The sequence below is a fragment of the Streptococcus cuniculi genome (assembly GCF_004570575.1).
GTDB lineage: Bacteria > Bacillota > Bacilli > Lactobacillales > Streptococcaceae > Streptococcus > Streptococcus cuniculi_A.
Genome location: NZ_SPPD01000004.1, coordinates 21052 through 38213, shown reverse-complemented (window position 1 = coordinate 38213; position 17162 = coordinate 21052). Strand labels below are relative to the sequence as shown.

Annotated in this window: 19 protein-coding genes, 1 tRNA gene, 1 other RNA gene and 1 pseudogene; 4 read left to right on the top strand and 18 right to left on the bottom strand. The window is 38.8% G+C overall.

Annotated features, from left to right (window positions below):
- The first annotated feature begins 94 nt into the window (after positions 1-94).
- On the top strand, positions 95-628 hold the full coding sequence (locus E4T82_RS04050) for an STM3941 family protein (protein ID WP_135181597.1): 534 nt from the start codon (positions 95-97) through the stop codon (positions 626-628).
- A gap of 28 nt (positions 629-656) precedes the next feature.
- Here the strand turns inward: E4T82_RS04050 and E4T82_RS04045 are convergent, their stop codons facing one another.
- From E4T82_RS04045 to E4T82_RS04020, 5 genes and pseudogenes are all read right to left on the bottom strand, one after another.
- Positions 657-1397: a 16S rRNA (uracil(1498)-N(3))-methyltransferase gene (locus tag E4T82_RS04045; RefSeq protein ID WP_135181596.1), complete on the bottom strand. Its 741-nt coding sequence runs from the start codon at positions 1395-1397 to the stop codon at positions 657-659.
- Positions 1398-2345: a 50S ribosomal protein L11 methyltransferase gene (gene prmA, locus E4T82_RS04040; RefSeq protein ID WP_135181595.1), complete on the bottom strand. Its 948-nt coding sequence runs from the start codon at positions 2343-2345 to the stop codon at positions 1398-1400. It abuts the gene before it with no gap.
- A gap of 186 nt (positions 2346-2531) precedes the next feature.
- Entirely contained in the window at positions 2532-2993 is a 462-nt protein-coding gene (locus tag E4T82_RS04035) for an NUDIX hydrolase (RefSeq protein ID WP_135181594.1), read from the bottom strand.
- Between the two features lie 134 nt (positions 2994-3127).
- Positions 3128-3226, bottom strand: a pseudogene (locus E4T82_RS04025) (50S ribosomal protein L11 methyltransferase); the annotation flags it as partial.
- 34 nt (positions 3227-3260) lie between these two features.
- The gene (locus E4T82_RS04020) at positions 3261-3731 is read right to left on the bottom strand and encodes a DUF3013 family protein (RefSeq protein WP_135181593.1); all 471 of its coding nucleotides are present in this window, start codon (positions 3729-3731) and stop codon (positions 3261-3263) included.
- 86 nt (positions 3732-3817) lie between these two features.
- Between E4T82_RS04020 and E4T82_RS04015 the strand changes: the two genes are divergently transcribed.
- The 3 genes from E4T82_RS04015 to E4T82_RS04005 all read left to right on the top strand — a co-directional run bounded on the left by E4T82_RS04015 (position 3818) and on the right by E4T82_RS04005 (position 5479).
- Positions 3818-5104 (top strand): replication-associated recombination protein A, encoded by a 1287-nt coding sequence (locus E4T82_RS04015; protein ID WP_135181592.1) that lies wholly within the window; start codon positions 3818-3820, stop codon positions 5102-5104.
- A 101-nt stretch (positions 5105-5205) separates the two neighbouring features.
- A non-coding RNA gene (ssrS, locus tag E4T82_RS04010) (6S RNA) lies at positions 5206-5401 on the top strand.
- Positions 5402-5406: 5 nt separating this feature from the next.
- Positions 5407-5479 (top strand) — tRNA-Lys (locus tag E4T82_RS04005).
- Between the two features lie 90 nt (positions 5480-5569).
- On the opposite strand, the gene E4T82_RS04000 is transcribed toward E4T82_RS04005, so the two are convergent.
- The 13 genes from E4T82_RS04000 to E4T82_RS03940 form a co-directional block, all read right to left on the bottom strand.
- Positions 5570-6709 (bottom strand): tyrosine-type recombinase/integrase, encoded by a 1140-nt coding sequence (locus E4T82_RS04000; RefSeq protein WP_135181591.1) that lies wholly within the window; start codon positions 6707-6709, stop codon positions 5570-5572.
- 51 nt (positions 6710-6760) lie between these two features.
- Positions 6761-7120, bottom strand: a complete 360-nt coding sequence (locus tag E4T82_RS03995; protein WP_135181590.1) for a DUF771 domain-containing protein — start codon at positions 7118-7120, stop codon at positions 6761-6763.
- Positions 7121-7350: 230 nt separating this feature from the next.
- Entirely contained in the window at positions 7351-7869 is a 519-nt protein-coding gene (locus E4T82_RS03990; RefSeq protein ID WP_135181589.1) for a hypothetical protein, read from the bottom strand.
- Between the two features lie 8 nt (positions 7870-7877).
- The gene (locus E4T82_RS12950; RefSeq protein WP_280842405.1) at positions 7878-8813 is read right to left on the bottom strand and encodes a CHAP domain-containing protein; all 936 of its coding nucleotides are present in this window, start codon (positions 8811-8813) and stop codon (positions 7878-7880) included.
- Between the two features lie 133 nt (positions 8814-8946).
- Positions 8947-10980, bottom strand: a complete 2034-nt coding sequence (locus tag E4T82_RS03980) for a hypothetical protein (RefSeq protein ID WP_135181588.1) — start codon at positions 10978-10980, stop codon at positions 8947-8949.
- A gap of 12 nt (positions 10981-10992) precedes the next feature.
- On the bottom strand, positions 10993-13530 hold the full coding sequence (locus E4T82_RS03975; RefSeq protein WP_135181587.1) for an ATP-binding protein: 2538 nt from the start codon (positions 13528-13530) through the stop codon (positions 10993-10995).
- Positions 13527-13946 (bottom strand): conjugal transfer protein, encoded by a 420-nt coding sequence (locus E4T82_RS03970; protein ID WP_135181586.1) that lies wholly within the window; start codon positions 13944-13946, stop codon positions 13527-13529. Before E4T82_RS03970 ends, E4T82_RS03975 begins: the two co-directional genes overlap by 4 nt.
- Before the next feature lie 4 nt (positions 13947-13950).
- Complete coding sequence (locus E4T82_RS03965) at positions 13951-14169, bottom strand: TcpD family membrane protein (RefSeq protein ID WP_135181585.1); 219 nt, start codon at positions 14167-14169, stop codon at positions 13951-13953.
- Between the two features lie 21 nt (positions 14170-14190).
- Positions 14191-15117, bottom strand: coding sequence for a conjugal transfer protein (locus E4T82_RS03960; protein WP_135181584.1), 927 nt, complete (start codon positions 15115-15117; stop codon positions 14191-14193).
- Between the two features lie 18 nt (positions 15118-15135).
- Positions 15136-15996: a hypothetical protein gene (locus E4T82_RS03955; RefSeq protein WP_135181583.1), complete on the bottom strand. Its 861-nt coding sequence runs from the start codon at positions 15994-15996 to the stop codon at positions 15136-15138.
- A gap of 18 nt (positions 15997-16014) precedes the next feature.
- Positions 16015-16494, bottom strand: a complete 480-nt coding sequence (locus E4T82_RS03950) for a hypothetical protein (RefSeq protein WP_167753557.1) — start codon at positions 16492-16494, stop codon at positions 16015-16017.
- Between the two features lie 69 nt (positions 16495-16563).
- Positions 16564-16851, bottom strand: coding sequence for a Txe/YoeB family addiction module toxin (locus E4T82_RS03945; RefSeq protein ID WP_135181581.1), 288 nt, complete (start codon positions 16849-16851; stop codon positions 16564-16566).
- Positions 16848-17087 carry a type II toxin-antitoxin system Phd/YefM family antitoxin gene (locus E4T82_RS03940; protein WP_135181580.1) on the bottom strand — a complete coding sequence of 80 codons (240 nt, stop codon included), beginning with the start codon at positions 17085-17087 and terminating at the stop codon, positions 16848-16850. Before E4T82_RS03940 ends, E4T82_RS03945 begins: the two co-directional genes overlap by 4 nt.
- Positions 17088-17162: the final 75 nt, after the last annotated feature.

Below are 17162 nucleotides of genomic sequence, written 5' to 3'. Positions count from 1 at the left end.
ATTGTTCCTATTTTACCATTTTAGCTAAAAAAGAAAAAGGCTCAAACGCTATCTTTATGCTATAATAAATAAAAATACTTTAAAGGAGAAAATCATGAACCAACCAATCATTGTAACAAGTAAGAAAAGTCGCTATGGCGTAGTGAGTATCCTTTCCTTATTTATGACCTTGATATCAGGCCTCTGCATCTTTGCCTATTCTAGTGAGCTACACAGTCCCATTCTGTCCTTGTTGTTCATTTTGGCCGGTGTGGTGGGAGTTGCTTTTTTCGGCTGGTCCTTTGTATTTTATACAAAACGTATCTTTGCTAAAGAGCTCCCTCCCATTCTCATCGTTGATGATATGGGCATAACAGACAAGTCTTCTGCCATTTCGATTGGCTTTATTCCGTGGGAGGATATCTCCTATATCCACCTCCAACCCCACCTCAATCAGACCTACATCTCTGTTACCCTAACGGACAACGATAAGTATTTGGCTAAGATGAATGCTTTTCAAAAATATAGTTCTAAGGCAAACCTCAAAATGGGCTTTCCCTTGGTCAACATCGTTTTGACAACTAGCAACCAAACTCCTCAACAGGTTTACTATGCGATTCTTCATCAATATGGGGATAAATTTATATAATAAAAAACTTGCGTTCGCAAGTTTTTTATTATTGCATTTCTAAAGCAAAGCTCGTCGCTGATAGAGCATAGAGAGGAGCGGTCTCTGCCCGCATAATCCGTGGACCAAGTCCGACCTTGCAGGCTCCTTTTGCTTCAAATTGTGCGACTTCATTAGGCGACAATCCACCTTCAGGACCAAAGATAAAAAGAATCTTTTCACCACTTGTCAAACGTGACAGAACTTCTACCAAAGCCGTTCGCTCACCTGTCTTAGCCGACTCTTCATAGGCAATCAGAATCGTATCAAACTGATCAAGCATCGCTAGAAATTCCGCCTTACTTGCAAACAAGTTCACCTCAGGTACTTGATTACGCTTGCTTTGCTCTGCTGCTCCCAAGGCAATTTTCTGCAATTTTTCAACTTTCTTTGTAATCTTCTTGCCGTCCCATTTTACCACCGACCAGTCTGCTGGAAAGCCCCAGAGTTGACTAGCCCCTAGCTCTGTTGTCTTTTGAGCAAGAAATTCTAATTTATCTCCCTTGGGAAATCCGCAAGCAATGGCCACATTTACTGGCAATTCAACCTGATCTGGTAATGCCTTGATTAGTTCAAAGCGATGGTCATTTTCATCAGCCACACGCGCCAAGCGCTTGATGCCATCATCAAAGACAAGTATTACTTGGTCATCTTTTGCCAGCCGCATGACCTGAAACATGTGTTTGACGGTATCCTTATCCTCAATGATGACACTTGATTTGGCTTCACCTTTTACAAAATACTGTTGCATCTAGCCTCCTATAACCCCTGACATATCCTGTGTTTTTTTCAAAACAAGGACGTTCCATTCCCCTTGAATCATCTGAGTTTCAAGGAAGAACCCTACACTATAGGCTGCCTCCAAGACCATATCCAACTTATCTGCAATAATTCCACTCATGATGAGATACCCTTCATCTCTGAGTAAACGATACGCGTCACCTGTCAAATGCACTAAAATATCCGCCAAGATATTGGCCACAATGACATCTGCTTCAAGGTCAACACCACGAAGCAAATCACCTGTTTGTACTGTGATATTGTCCGTATGCACATTGAGATCAATATTTTCCTGCGCCACCCGCACCGCAACTTCATCAAGGTCATAAGCATAAATCTCACCCGCCCCTAGAAGAGAACTCGCAATCGACAGCACACCACTTCCGGTCCCCACATCAAGAACCCGCTCACCGCCCCGCAACACTTGCTCAAGGGCAAACAAGCTCATCTTGGTGGTCGGATGCGTTCCAGTCCCAAAGGCCATACCAGGGTCTAGGCGAATGACCTTTTCACCCGCTGTTGCCTTATAATCGGTCCAAGACGGCACAATGGTCACATCGTGGGTAATCCGTTCCGGTTCGTAATATTTCTTCCAATTGTCCGCCCAATCTTCTTCGGCCAATTCTTTTGAATCAAGAACATAATCGCCCAGTGTCACCCCAGATTTAGCCAGTCTTCCAAGACCAGCTTGAAGGTTCTCCGTAACTTCAGATAAGTCCATAGTATCAGGGTAATAGGCCGTGATTGCAATCATATCGGACTGCTCCACTTCAGGATAAAGTTCACCAAAGCGATTCTCCTGACCAATATAATCAGCAGAGTCCGCAATCGCAACCCCTTGACTGCCCGTTTCAATAAGGAGGTTAGAAACCGCCTCCTCAGCCTCACGCAAAATGTGAATGGTAAGTTCGTTCCACATATAAGATACAAAGGGACGCTTCGCTTGCGAAAATTTTTGTAGAAAAATAGGAAAACTAACGACGACGCTCGCGTCTAGGCAGTTTTATCTTTTTTCCTAGAAAATTAGTCCCGTATTCAGTTTAACCCTTTATATTAAACTGAACCCTCCTTCCTATTTAATTTTTGCTCTATAAAAATCTTGTCCTTAGACCTCGTCTATCATTTTGTCTCGCTTAGATTCTTGACTCATCCAATCCCTCAATCGTCCTTTCAAACTCTCGTAGACTTGATCATCTGACAGGAAATTTTCGATCGGCATCATCTTCCATCCCTGTCCTTCATCCCCAAAAACAATCTTATCGATTTGTGCTTGAGAAATCTCTCCCACCATAAAGACGGAGTCTTTGGTCAAATCAATCAGACCTGAATATGCCTTTATCCAGCCGATACTTTCTTTGGAAATCGCGATCCCCAATTCTTCAAAAACTTCACGTTGAATACATTCAAAAGGAGTTTCATCGCCTTCTCGCCCACCACCAGGTAAATCCCATGTATTTGGATAAGGAATCGTAGGAGTATCATCACGTAAGATAGTCAAAATCTGGTCATCTTTCAGTAAAGCAATCTTTGCACCCGAAAAATTAAAACGCTTATCAAGTAAATTCATCCATAACCTTCAATTCTATGCTAATAGTACCGTATTTTGCTCAGGAGAGTAATCACTGTTGAAACATACCCTTTTCTTTGTTCTTTAGAGTAAATAGCTACACTTGCTAACCAGCCTTCTTTTGTTCAGAATTAGTCTGCAATCGCAACGCCCTGCGCGCCCAGCTCAATCAAGAGATTAGACACCATCTCCTCTCCTTCTCGCTCAAGCTCTACCCGTAATTCCCGCCACATAGTTTCTCCTCTACTTGTACCCGTTGATTTCTTTTTAATACCGCGGATAGGGGTGAAAATCGCTTTCTTCGAGAGCAGCTCTGCCATTTTCAAAGGCTTCCTGATTCCAAGAAATCGCAAATTCTTCTACTTCATTATCTGCCAAAAAGTCTATAAGGTCATCCAGTCCTTTTTCGGCTGTTTCTGCTAAAAACTGGACAAAATAGGCGATAAACTCGCTGGACAAGCCTTTTTTCTGCTCATAGGGGATACTCACCAAATAGTCCTCTTCCTTGACCCTTGATTTCAAGGGATTGTAAAACAAGACCGCTTCTTCAAAGAAAATGTCATCGGTCGTCGCATTTCCCTCATCATCGACCGTTTCAATGCCAGCACTGTTTTCCACTTCCAGCAAAAAAGCGACCTCAACCGCATGGTTTTTCTTGTCCCAGTTGATTTCAAAATCATAGGGAAACTGTTGCTCCATAGTCTTATCCAACACATCTAAAAATCCGTACTTACTCATCTTGCCTCACTTTACGCTATTTATGATAGAATATATAGATAAGTGTACCATAAAACCAGCCAAAAAGATAGAAAGGATGAAGCCACATGATCGACAACCTCGCTCTTAGTATGCGCCCCAAAACGATTGATCAAATCATCGGACAGCGCCACTTGGTCGGAGAAGGGAAGATTATCCGTCGCATGGTGGAAGCCAAGCGCCTGTCCTCCATGATTTTGTACGGTCCACCGGGGATTGGAAAGACCAGTATTGCCAACGCCATTGCAGGAACCTCCAAGTATGCCTTTCGCACCTTTAATGCTACTGTTGACACCAAAAAACGCCTCCAAGAAATCGCTGAAGAAGCCAAATTTTCAGGAGGATTGATTCTACTTCTGGACGAGATTCATCGCCTAGACAAGACCAAACAAGATTTTTTACTGCCTTTATTGGAAAATGGCAACCTCATCATGATTGGAGCCACCACAGAAAATCCTTTCTTTTCCGTAACACCCGCTATCCGTAGCCGCGTTCAGATTTTTGAACTGGAGCCCCTCTCCAACGAAGACATCAAAACAGCCGTTCAAACTGCCCTATCAGATCCCGAGCGTGGATTTGACTTTCCGGTTAGCCTAGATGATGATGCGCTGGATTTCATCGCAACCAGCACCAACGGTGACCTACGTTCAGCCTTTAATTCCCTCGAATTAGCCGTTCTTTCAACACCCGAAAACGAGGAGGGCATCCGCCATATCACGCTTGACACGATGGAAAATAGCCTGCAAAAAAGCTATATCACCATGGACCGAAACGGAGACGGCCATTACGATGTCCTCTCTGCCCTACAAAAATCCATTCGCGGAAGTGATGTCAATGCTAGTCTCCACTATGCCGCGCGTTTGATTGAAGCTGGAGATTTACCAAGCCTTGCCAGACGACTCATGGTCATTGCTTACGAGGATATTGGACTTGCCAATCCTGATGCCCAGATTCACACAGTGACTGCCCTTGAAGCAGCTCAAAAAATCGGCTTTCCCGAAGCCCGTATTCCCATTGCCAATATCGTGATTGACCTCGCCCTATCGCCCAAGTCCAATTCTGCCTATCTTGCCATGGATCTGGCTCTTGCAGATCTCAGGAAAAACGGCCACCTCCCCATTCCGCGCCACCTCCGCGACGGGCATTACAAAGGCAGTCAAGAATTGGGCAACACCCAAGAATATCTCTATCCCCACAATTTCCCAGAAAAATGGGTAAACCAACAATATTTGCCAGATAAACTCGTCCAGCAGCACTATTTTGAGCCAAACGAGACTGGAAAATACGAGCGGGCCCTCAAATTGACTCAGGAAAAAATCACCGAACTAAAAAATCGAAAAGCCCGAAACCTTTGATAGAGTGGGCAAAAGCCCCTGTCTGTCATGATAACGTTTTCTTTTTTGCAAATTTTCTCTTGATTTTTTTCCAAAATATGATAAGATAGATACATAGATAAGAACTGCTGTGGTATACGAATTCATACCTATGTGTTGACCGACTATTTTTGTATTACTAGGGAAACAAGTGTTTTCTAACAGTATGCAGGCCGTCTCACACGGAAGCGACTGGAGTTAGAAATGAGTTACCCACCTGCTACTTACTGTGCGGGATCAATACAATTCATGAATCACCGGTACCAATACAGCGTTTTTCTTTTCCTTCCTTAGCTCAGCTGGCAGAGCAGCGGACTCTTAATCCGTGGGTCGTAGGTTCGATCCCTACAGGGAGGATGTTCGCATATCTCCAAAAGCCTTGTACTGCAAGGCTTTTTTGCTTACCTTTCAACATTTCGGTCAAAATTTGGTCAAAAAACTCTTTTCTTAAACCTTTCTATTTACAACCAGTAATTCTCTTATTTCTTGAAATCCTTCTTTTTCTATCTCTTGCAATAAATGTCCGTAGGTCTCTATCAACTGCTGAATATCTTTATGCCCTAGTATTTTTGCAACTACCCAAATATCAACTTTCTTTGCTAACAAATAACTACCGTAACTATGCCGACCACTATAAGCAGACAACTTATAGTCATAGCCCATTTCCTTCAGCACCTTATTAAGATATTTACTAATCGCTGTACTTGACGGCACTCCATAGCGCCAATCATAAAATACTAGACCTTCTAGATTTTCAATCCCTTTCTCAGATAAGATTTTTTCTTGTCTATGTTGTAAAATTTTTAATACATAGGCTAGCTCTGTACTCATTGGAATCACTCTCTCAGACCATTTATTTTTAGAAGGATAAAACTGATTCGTATCACCAGAAAATCGCCGATTGGTTTGTATCAGCATTTTTTCAAAATCAATATCAGACCAACAAACAGCTGCACCTTCCCCGGGTCTGAAACCAGTTGTAAAATACAAATATATCAGAAAAGGTATCACAGAGTCCGTTTCTTCAATACGCAGTTTTAATTCAACCAATAAAGATTCATAATGCTCTATGCTCTTCAGGTGCTTATCCGTAGGCAATTTCCTACTCGTGTCTCCTTCAAATATAATTGCTTCCGTAAAATCTGAAATTAACGCACCGTCCCTTTGCGCCATTAGCAGAACAGCTTTTACAACCTTATTAAATCGTCGAACTTGATCTACTAATACCCTACTACAATAACTATTTATAAATTCTTGATACTGGCTATGCGTTATTTTTGTTACAGGCACATTACCAAAATATTCTTTAATGACTTTTCCACGCTGTAAGTGTTTATCCTTAGATGATTTGGATAATTTGCTCGGTACTATTATCAACTCATGCCACCTAGCCCACAATTCATACAATGTAGCTTTAGGTGTAAAAACATTTGTCAAAAACAACTTTCTCTCAATTTCAACAGCTTCATAAATAGCTTCTTTTTTAGTTTTAAAGCCTGAACCACTCGCAATGACTAGCCCGTTTTTATCAAAAACCCTATAGTCCCATAATTGTTTTTTCCCTCTTTTTCTATAAGATACCGACATTTATTTCCCCTTTCTACAATCAAGGAGTTTATCTCCGATAGTATACCATATTTACCTAAATAATAATATTGACGCAAAATTTTCCTCAAAATATTTCCGAGTTCGGCTAGCTAGAAAGCGATAAGGACTTCCTTTACCACGCGGATATAACACGAATCCTGCATTATTTTGCTCAACATCTATTTCACTTTTAAATCTTGGATTCAGCAGTATATCATTTATCAATGTACTTCTACTAATTGATAACAGCTCTACTACATCATCTATAAGCCACCATTGCCCCTCATCTGTTTTTCGTAGCAAATCTAAATACTCGTCTTTGTCCACTACTACTAAATTTTCAGGTACAGGTATTGATACATTAAATACTTGATTCTGTTTCAATTCCTGCTTCTCTAATAATGCCCCCATATTTTTTCCTTTCTACTTATTCTTGCTAAAAATCAAAAAGCAAGCTATCTCTAACTTGCTTCAACCACAATTAACTCACTCTGTTTTCCGAACAAAATTCAACCAGGAACTCCCGACGTCGACATGTTTTTCCGAACATTGTTTCGACATCGATTCCAGGTAATTCCATTATTTTCCGAACTTTTTTGCACGTGCAACCAAATAAACAAGCAAACCACATAATGACCCGCTCACAATATTTCTTCAAATTGAAAAATCTTGCTATCATGAACCTTAAATTTATACTGCATTCGACGCTCAATCTCTCCAGAATAAGCAGGACTGGTTTCTTTAAATTTTACACTTACGAAATATTTCTCGCCATTCTTATATACCTCAAGCGCAACTAGTTCACGCTCAACTAAAATAAAACTCGCACTCGTCCGAATCGTTTTCGTCTTTCGATACTCTGCTAGTTCAGACTTTAATGCACTCAAATCTGACAAAGCTGTATCAAGTGATGAATCTCCTGCAAGCCTTCGTAAATCACTTTCTTTTTGATCCAAATTCTCTTTCTCAAAAGACTGTTCGATATACGTTTTTATAAACGTTTCAGCAACTAAATCGCTACTTGACTGATTTTCAGATAAACTAGATTGTTCTTTCTCAACAACAATCTTTTTTTCATCTGGCTTGATTTCAACTTCTTTATGCGAACATGCCACCAACAAAAAAGATAAACACAGCAACAATACATATCTTGTTTTCATTTTAAACCTCACTTAGGATAGATATATCCAGTAACACCTGTAGGGACAAACCAACCACGATAATTCCCAATTCCTCTAGGGTCTGCATTATAGCCATCTCCAGCATAGTTTGCTTCCATGACTTGAATTTGATTTCCATTAATAGCCGTAACTACTGCTACATGACCCCAATAAGTATTGTTCCAAACTGCAACCGCTCCTACTCTAGGAGTTGAACCTGTACTGAAACCAGCTGATTGGGCACTATATAACCATTGTCCGGCATTTCCCCAATAGTTACCTACCCAAGGCGCAAGTGTCTTAACACCCCACGTACATTGACCCCATGGATAAGTATTATTAGGGTCATACGTAATAGGTAGATGCGATATATTCGATAGATCAGGTGTTGGCGCTTCTGGTGTCCCCCCATGCTCGTCAATATACTTATCAAATGCTTCCATGACAGAAGCCCTTGCCTTTCCTGTTCCACTAGTGTCCGTATAATAGACACCTTTTCCAGCAGGCAATACACCTAAGGCATATTGATTTGCCCGTTCGTCCATAATTTCCAAATTATAATTTCCTAGCTTCTCAATTTGATATTCTCTGAAATTCTTAAAGGCTCTTTCTGGACCCCAGTCTCTTCCTTGGTTAGGGTCACTATCAAAACAACCATAGCCCCAGATGTTTGCTTCAGGGAATTGTTTTGCGACGCCTGCCGTACCATAGGCAGATTCCATTTGAGCAAAAGCAACCAGAACACGAACATCAATTCCACTCTTCTCCTGCGCTTCCAGAAAAGCTTGTCCGCTTGCTCGACCTACTGGATCATAGCCTTGTGAACGGATAAAACCTTCCACTTGCTCAATCGTAATACCGTAACGCTGATGTAAAAAGTGATGCGTATATGCACTATCATTTGTCCAATGAGCAACATAAGTTACACCATCTACTTTTTTCAAAGCGCTTTCTGAACTAGAATTAGTTGTTATTGATGTTCCCAAAATCATAAATACGAGAAAAATAATGAAGATAAAAGGAAAAAGCGACGTCAAACAGCCTATCGCTCTGACTTTTCTCATGATAGTTCTCTCCTTAATTCATTTTTCTTTTTCTGATTCGTGACAATGTTTGATTTTCTTTAATCCGATAATTTTTAAAACCTTGTCTTTGCAATGGTTTACTCTGTCGTAAGCGACGATTTTTTTGTAGTCGGGATTTAGTTAACTGGTTATGCAATATCTGCGATTGTATTTTTTCTTTTTGAGCATTCGCATAATCAGACTGATACGCACGTTCTTTCTTCACATATTCTCTAAAACTACCGACTGGCTTAGGCAGTGCATTTTCCCTCTGTTTACGTTGTGCCTGTAAGCGTTCTTTAGTAGCTTGATTATGCTTTCTGACTTTATAACCCAGGGCTTGATTTTTCTTATCTATAGCCATTTGAATATTCGTATCGCTGGTTTCACGTAACTTCGCATAGTTAGGATTCTTACTACCACCTTTCAAGCCTTCAGCTTGCAAACGTTGAGTACCACCCTTAAATCCATGCTTCATACTAGAAAACCTCCGCCCAACATCTCTTAAAGAATTGAGATACAAACCAGACCTATCTCCCCTTGGATTATTAAGGATATGCGAATTACGTGCTAGTCTTCTAGCACCTAACTTCAGCGCTCCTGCCCCCATCGCAAGACCCAATCCTGCTCTAGCATATCCTGCTCGACCAGCCACTTGTAAACGTTTCAGCGCATTCCTTGACGTTCTCCTTCTCCAATAAGTTGCTCGGTGAGATAGTCTACGAGTAAAATTATTACTCAAATTGCTTACACGATTAGCAGTCAATATTGAAACGATAAAATCACGTTTTTTCCATAAATACCACATCACTAATATTTTAGACAATGCAATAAGCAACGGATTACCAATAAATAACCCTGTTAGTAACAGCGACAGAATATCATAAATCCAAAGTAAAACAAGAGAACAAAGAGAAAGCAGACCCGAGACAGCAACTGTACCGCCCAAACGTTTTAAAAAGTTAAAAAGGACATTATCAAAGGTTGGAATCATAGAGATTAGAGCAACGAATCCAGAAAGCAACATCAGCAAAACAAGGATAATCTTCATAGCAAATGACATGACCGCAAAGACATCTAAAATAACACCTAAAACTAGCGAATCAACTAGTGAAGCAAGTACATGCGTAAATTTTTCACCCCATGCAGCCGATAACATCGTATGATGAACCTCTTCACCTTTTCCTACAAATTTATCCATCGTTTCATCACCTACTTTAAATCCATCATTTCCCGAATCATAATCAAGTAAGGTTAAGAATTGCTCTTCCGTTAAATCAAATTCAACTGTATTCCCTTTAATTTCCGTCACTTTGCCATTCATGTATTGATAGGGTTGCCAAACAGCTATATCAAAATATTTATCTAAGACCGCATTTGTTTCTTTAGTAGCTGAAAATCCTTGCGTAGTTTTTTTCTCATCTGAATCAGTAAATGTCAAGCCTGTAATTGACTTTTCTGCGACATCACTAGTAACCGTATTCATTGCATTATAAACACGCTGTAAGACATATTTTCCATCATGTTGATAGAACAACATACTCGAACAAGCATAAATAAGAACAACCTTTAGTAAGGTACGCACAAAACTTCCATTTTGCACAAAGTACACATATGCCACATAAAAGAACATCAACGAGCCAATAAAATAAAGTAATCCATTATCCGCAGAGGTCAAGCCTTTGAAAACGGAAGCGCCCGAATCAAGGGCTAAAGTGATATACTCATCAAACTGACTTGTATCTGTCAATTTTTCATAGATTTTGGCACAAACGAAAAAAATCGTTTTAGAAAGCCAGAAAAGCCCCTGCACAAAAGAATTGATTAAATAAGCTGTTTTATCACCGAAGCCCCAGAAGCCTTTATCAAACCAAACTTTACTAGTGAAACGGTCAAGATATTTTATCCCTTTTTCATAAGGAATCGGTGTCTCTGTAATCTCACTAGAAGCCTTGCTTTCCGCAAATGCAACCACAGGAGATAAACTAATCAGAAGCGAGGTAATAGCTAGTCTAAAACGTAATGAATTGTTCTTTTTACCGTCCATAATACCTCCTTACTATGCAACTGACTGCAATTTTGTTTCAACCGTATTAAATAGTTCCATAATTTCTGGGAACATACCATCGACTGTAATACGTTCCTTACGACCAAAGGTATCATAGTAGATACATTGACCCATCGTCATATTGTTAATCCATTCTCTCGTATGCTCTGTCTTAACAATTTTGAGATAATCAAGTACATCATCTACTTCTGTTTTTTCCAAGAAAGCAAAGACTGTACCAAACCCCGTAGAATCATCTGTAGTAGATAAATCATGAACCGATTGTGTAATATAGACCATGAAATTATTAAAGGAGCGACCAATACGCTTCAACTCCATCAAAATCGCCCGACCAACTGCCGTAGAATTAAAGAACCAGGCCTCATCAAAAAAGAGAATAGTCTCTTCTGTTTTATCCCGTTCTCCAAATCTTTTACAAAAATATCCCAAAGCATACATAACCGTTAAAGATTTCTGTTGCGTTTTTGTCATATCATGATTTGAATTAGCTTTAGGTAAGTCAAGACCAGTAATTTCCAAAATGGTGATTTTATTATCTAAACCAATCGCATCATTCGTACCGTCAGAAAAACATAAGGACAGTATCGAATTTTTGACGATTCGTTCTAGTAGATTACCTGCATTGACAACCTCCTCCTTGTTGTTTTCAGACTGCATATCTTCAAAGACATGTAACATTCCGACTTTCTCACCACTAGCTCGTCTTTTCAAAACCTTATCAATAGAATCTAAATAGCCTGCTTGCACAACGGGATTGTTGTCCTTGCCTAGCAAAGAATCAATCATACTATCAGCCAAATCAACAGCTTCTGCTCCAGTCAAAAATACAATTGGATCTAGCACACCATAGTTTACTGGATTTTTTGCATCTAATGTCACAAAATCAATCGATTCAATGTACTTTTGCAACGCTACATTCGTCCCTGCTTTTTTATGTTCTCCTAATACTTTATTATATTGCTTGCGCATTTCTGCTTTCGGGTCAATATACAAAATTTTAGATTTCAAGAAAGAATGATATGTAAACAAGAGCTTTGTTAAAAATGACTTACCCGATCCTGTTTCACCAATGATTCCCACATGAGGATTATTCGTAACCTTTCCTGAAACCTTTTGCTTATTAGCTTGCAACAAATTTGTATATACGGGATTGTTACTTGAATCAATAGCTAATTCAAAGTCACCTTGCCAAGATGAAACTTGATTATCTACTCTTCCGATATAAAAACCGACATCAGTACCGACTTTTCTAGTAATAAAAAAGAGATTCTCACAAAATCCTTCTAAAGTAGTCGGTTGAATAAAGTTCTTATCGTTAATATCCAAAACCTCACCAATCATATTCTTATAGTACAAATATAGCTGGTCTGCATTGGCTCTTACAAGACCCACACCCAATTGGTTAAGATGGCTGAACAAAATCTCATAGCGTGATTTCAACTCCTCAATACTATCCGCTGTCACAATCAGCGTATTCAGATAGGAGACCATAGGCTCTTTTTCATCAAATCGTTCTTGCAAATCTTCCAACAAGAAACGACTGCGAATAACAGTCGTCTTTTGTAATGATTCAGATTCATCTGCTTCCTCCATTGTATTTTTGAGACGCTGACGAGAACGATTCGCTTTAGCAAGTAATGAAAAAGCACCTTTAGATAAAGAAAACTGAACTAGAAAATTTGACTCAACAGGAAAGCGTAGTGTCTGAATTTCCTCTTGCAAATGCAAATAAGAGATATTCTCAGGTAAGTTATTAACTGGCAACAAACCTACATAACTTTGAGAACCCAAATTTGAAACTTTAAGAATATTGATATTCTCAAATTCTATATTGACCTCATCAAGATTCTCAATCGAACCTTGAACAAACTCAATCTCCATGTCCTTATCGTAGGACAGTCCACGTAGATACTGTAAACGATTTAAAAACACATTTTCAGTTGTTGTCAAAGCTCGAACACTTAAAAGTGATAAGGCGTTATCAACTAATTCCTTCTGAACATCATAACGCTTATACCAATCTACAGGAACATCTTCACTAAAACCAAGATAGGACATCGTTTTGTTTCTCACTGCTCGATACGATTGTCTCATAACCGATTTCAAATCAACAGAAACATGAATTGACTTTAGAGGTACAACAATGCAGTATTTATACTCAAAAACATCGCCTAAAGAATCTTCTAAGTTATACATCATTCCATGCAAGACCTCATCTGCCAACTCTGAAACGCCACTATCCCAATCAATATCAAGAGACAATTTATTGAACTTATCCAATAACTCCTGCGGAACTGGTATCATGCGGATATTAAAATCCTTATAATCCTGCAAACCTGACAATGAAGAAAAAACCACTTCTTTAAAACTCTCTTTTGCCTCATCGTCTACAGAATTGACTACACGAGACGGTACATGATAAATGGCAGACACACTCCCATCTTTTTTAAGAATCAAATTATCATGTATATCCCAAATACTCGATTGTCGCAACTGATCATCAAAACCTAAAAATGACAATATGCTCATGAATCCTCCCTCTTTACTCTTATTTTCATATCTACTTCAGGTCGCTTATAGACTTGACCTTTATTGATATACATTTTTTCGGATTGTGAACCATGATTAAAATAAAACAATAAATAGTCTTTTAAATAAACTAAAAAAGACTTTCCATCAAGCTCCATTTCCGATAAGAAAGCTGACAATTGTAAGCTCACCCAAACAATAAGCATTCCTCTTAAACCAAATGATAGAAAAGGAACAAGCATCTCTAAAATAAACCAAAGAATCCCAAACAAAAAAACGAAATAGACAATTCTCGAAAATTTGACAGGATTTTTCAGCGAAAATTCATCATTGAACTTTTGAATCCAATATGGCTGACTCAATGCTTTCTTGTACGAGTATAACTTCTTATCTTTTCGTTTTTCTGCTTCACTCAAAATCTTAACCTCCCCCAAAAACTTTAGAAAAGATGTTCCCAAGCCAACCAAGCACAGTTACTGGATTCTTAACAAAATAATAGGCTGATCCTCCAATGACAAGCGCCCAAACAGATTGACCAATTTTTGACTCACGAATACCATCGACAAACTTCCAACCAGCAAAGCCTGCAATCAACCAGATTAAAACATCATTTACAAACCACTCAAATAATACTTTCATATATTCATTTTCCTCATTTCATTATTTAGCATAACCAGATGGAATCACATATTCCAATTTTTCAACATAGAAACTACCATCATCTTTCTTCACAATAGAAAATGTATAGTTTTCCGCATGCACCGTACCAGCAATTTCCAGCGTTGCTTGAACGTAAGCTGTCACTTTATTTCCTTCTTCAATCTTAAAAAAGGTATAATCTATTGATTTAAACTGCGCACCATTCAAAGATTTCACGTCTTTAGCAATCACATTTAAGTTATCTTGACTAGTTGTATAGTTCTTAAAGAACAGCAATAAAAATGTCCGCAAGGCATCTCTATCAGATTGAGACACATCATCAATAGCGTTCAGTTGTAACTGTTGCTTTTTGTCAACCTCTTGAGCCTTTAAATTCTCAACGGCTCTAAAAAATGGCAATCCAGCTACATAATACTGACCATCTGACCCTCCGTAAGGGATTCCAAAAAGAACGGTAATTTTTTGCGTATCCTTTTCAGTTAAACCTACTTCATAATAGACACGATAGACCGCTATATTATCTTTAATTTGCACCAGCTTAGAAGATAACAACGTTGTCGGTATCTTATTAGTAGCTTGTAGCTTCGTTTCAGGAGCAAAGTTATAATACGAGTTTAACGTTTCCGTTTCTTCTGCTGTACGCTCTCCAGAAAAGTTAAAATAAGATGAAATGTAGCTTTCTAAAAATAAGCGTAAACGATTGTCTACATCGTCTGTTTTTAAGGCTACCTGTTCAGTTTTAGGAGCAGGATCACTTAAACGAGCCACTTTTGAAAAAGCTACAAAAACTGTCAAAACGCATAGCAAAACTATACCAAAAAAACCTCCAACAAAGTAAAGGTTCATTTTCTTTTGACTAATCAATTTCATCTCATTTTTTTGTTTTTTCTTTTTGAGTTTTGGCAAAAATCCCATTTTTGCTTTCAAAGGCTATACCTCCTTTTCTTACAAAATATTTTTCATTTTGAAAAATATTGTACCAAACAAAGCAATAACGCCTGAAATAGCCATCGCAAAACTCCCAATCGCATCGTCCCCTGTCTTCGGCAAACGTTTCATCTCACCCGTAGAATCCTTTAAAGCAACTGTACCATCAGAAAGAACTGTGCCTCCTAAATCAGTCGCACTCTTAGTTTGGAGTGTTCCGTCTGATTTTTGAATCAGTAGTTGACTGTTTTGAGTGCCTACAATTTTATCGCCTTTCTGACTAAAAATTGGTTCTGTTAAGGTCGGTTCTTTAATCGGTTTTAGAATTAAACCAGGGTTACCTTGAGGCTCTTTGGTTTTATCCTTAACAGGCTTTTCAGGTTCCTGTTTTGGAGCTTCCTTTGGAACTTCTTTAGATGGTTCCACAGTTGGTGGTGTTGGTGTTTTTGGCTCATCTGCAGGTTCTTCAGATGGCTTCGTAGAAGTATCAGGAAGATTAGGAGCAGGCACGTCATCTTTTGGTTCAACCGTAGAATCATCACCTTTAGGCTCTTCTAATGGATTCTCCCCTCCAATAATTGAATCGTCTGTTGATGGCGGTGTAATCGTTGCATCATCAGAGCCAATAACAGTACCTGCATCTGGATTTTCTACACTATCATCATCTGTAGGCAAATCAGTTTTATTTTCAACTGGCTGATTTTCAATAGTTGTAGCTGTTTCCTCTTCCATTGTCGATACTTCTGTAGATTTTTCCGTAGATGTTACGATCTCCTCTAAAACACTTGAACTGGTAATCTCATCTGCAAACACTCCTGCACTTCCTGAAAGCAACATCGCTCCAACTGTAACCAACGAAATAACTTGTTTTTTTGACATCATTTTTTCTCCTTATTTTTAACTTATTTTTTTAAAAAAACCTCTGGAGGTATTTAATATCTCTCCAGCATCAACAAATGCAACAATCAAACTAACCCAATTATTAGCTCGATAAAACATCTTCATCAAAATTTCAGAATCATATTCTCTTGACAACGCAATCATCGCTTCTTCTTCATCTCGTGATAAAAAAGAATACCTACGATTGATGACATCTGAGACAGATAAATGACAGTTCTTTAAAAGATGGACTACGACAAACTCATCACCAGCATATTCTTGCTGGATAAGAGTTTTTAGTGCGTAGGCTTCCGATAAGGACATATTTTTTTCTAGCTCCCAATCATCAATACCTACAACTAACAGCTCCTCATCATAGGATAGCCCAACATCTACCAATCGCTGTCTAATATCTTCTTCACTGAATCGGAATAGTTCAACTACTTTAGGCAACCAATGCCCTATACCTGATTTGTGTAAACGAATCCTTGCAAGCAATATAGACCTCACTTTCTTCTAAAAATAAAAAGCTAACAATAATCTCTACTGTTAGCTTCTTTACTATAACTATTTCTTTGGTAAGCGTTGCTCATAGTGAGACCAAGCAGACCAAATTTTTACCATTTTACGTGACTTATCAACCGTATAGACAACCCTATGCTGGATATTGATTCTCATTGAATAAATCTCTTTGTTCTTTGGAATTAACTTCTCCATTCTACGAACACGGCTATAAGGATTTTCTTTCAAAATGGAAACAATCTCATTAAAATCACTCATCAAGCCAGCTTTTTCTAACTTCGGAATATCTTCCTTTTTAACTAACTTGTGAGGTATCACTAACCATTCACTCATAGAGCGTCCTCAAGTAAGAAATCTTCAGTTGTTTCTTCCTCCATTCTGTCAAGAACGGTGGATAAGACTCCTGTATTCTCTAAGTAATGTAACTCCTTCATAGCCCGATAGTCGGCTCTTGATAAGACTACAATACCTGCCCCTTCATCTCCTACTGAGATGTCAAGCTCCTCATGATTTTCTATGACTGCTTTTGACAAGTTGTAAATATCTTTCCTAAATGCTGTTAGATTCATGATCAATACCTCCTACTTGTCTCTATTATAACGTATCTTAATACGTACGTCAACGGCTGACATTTTAAAAGATTA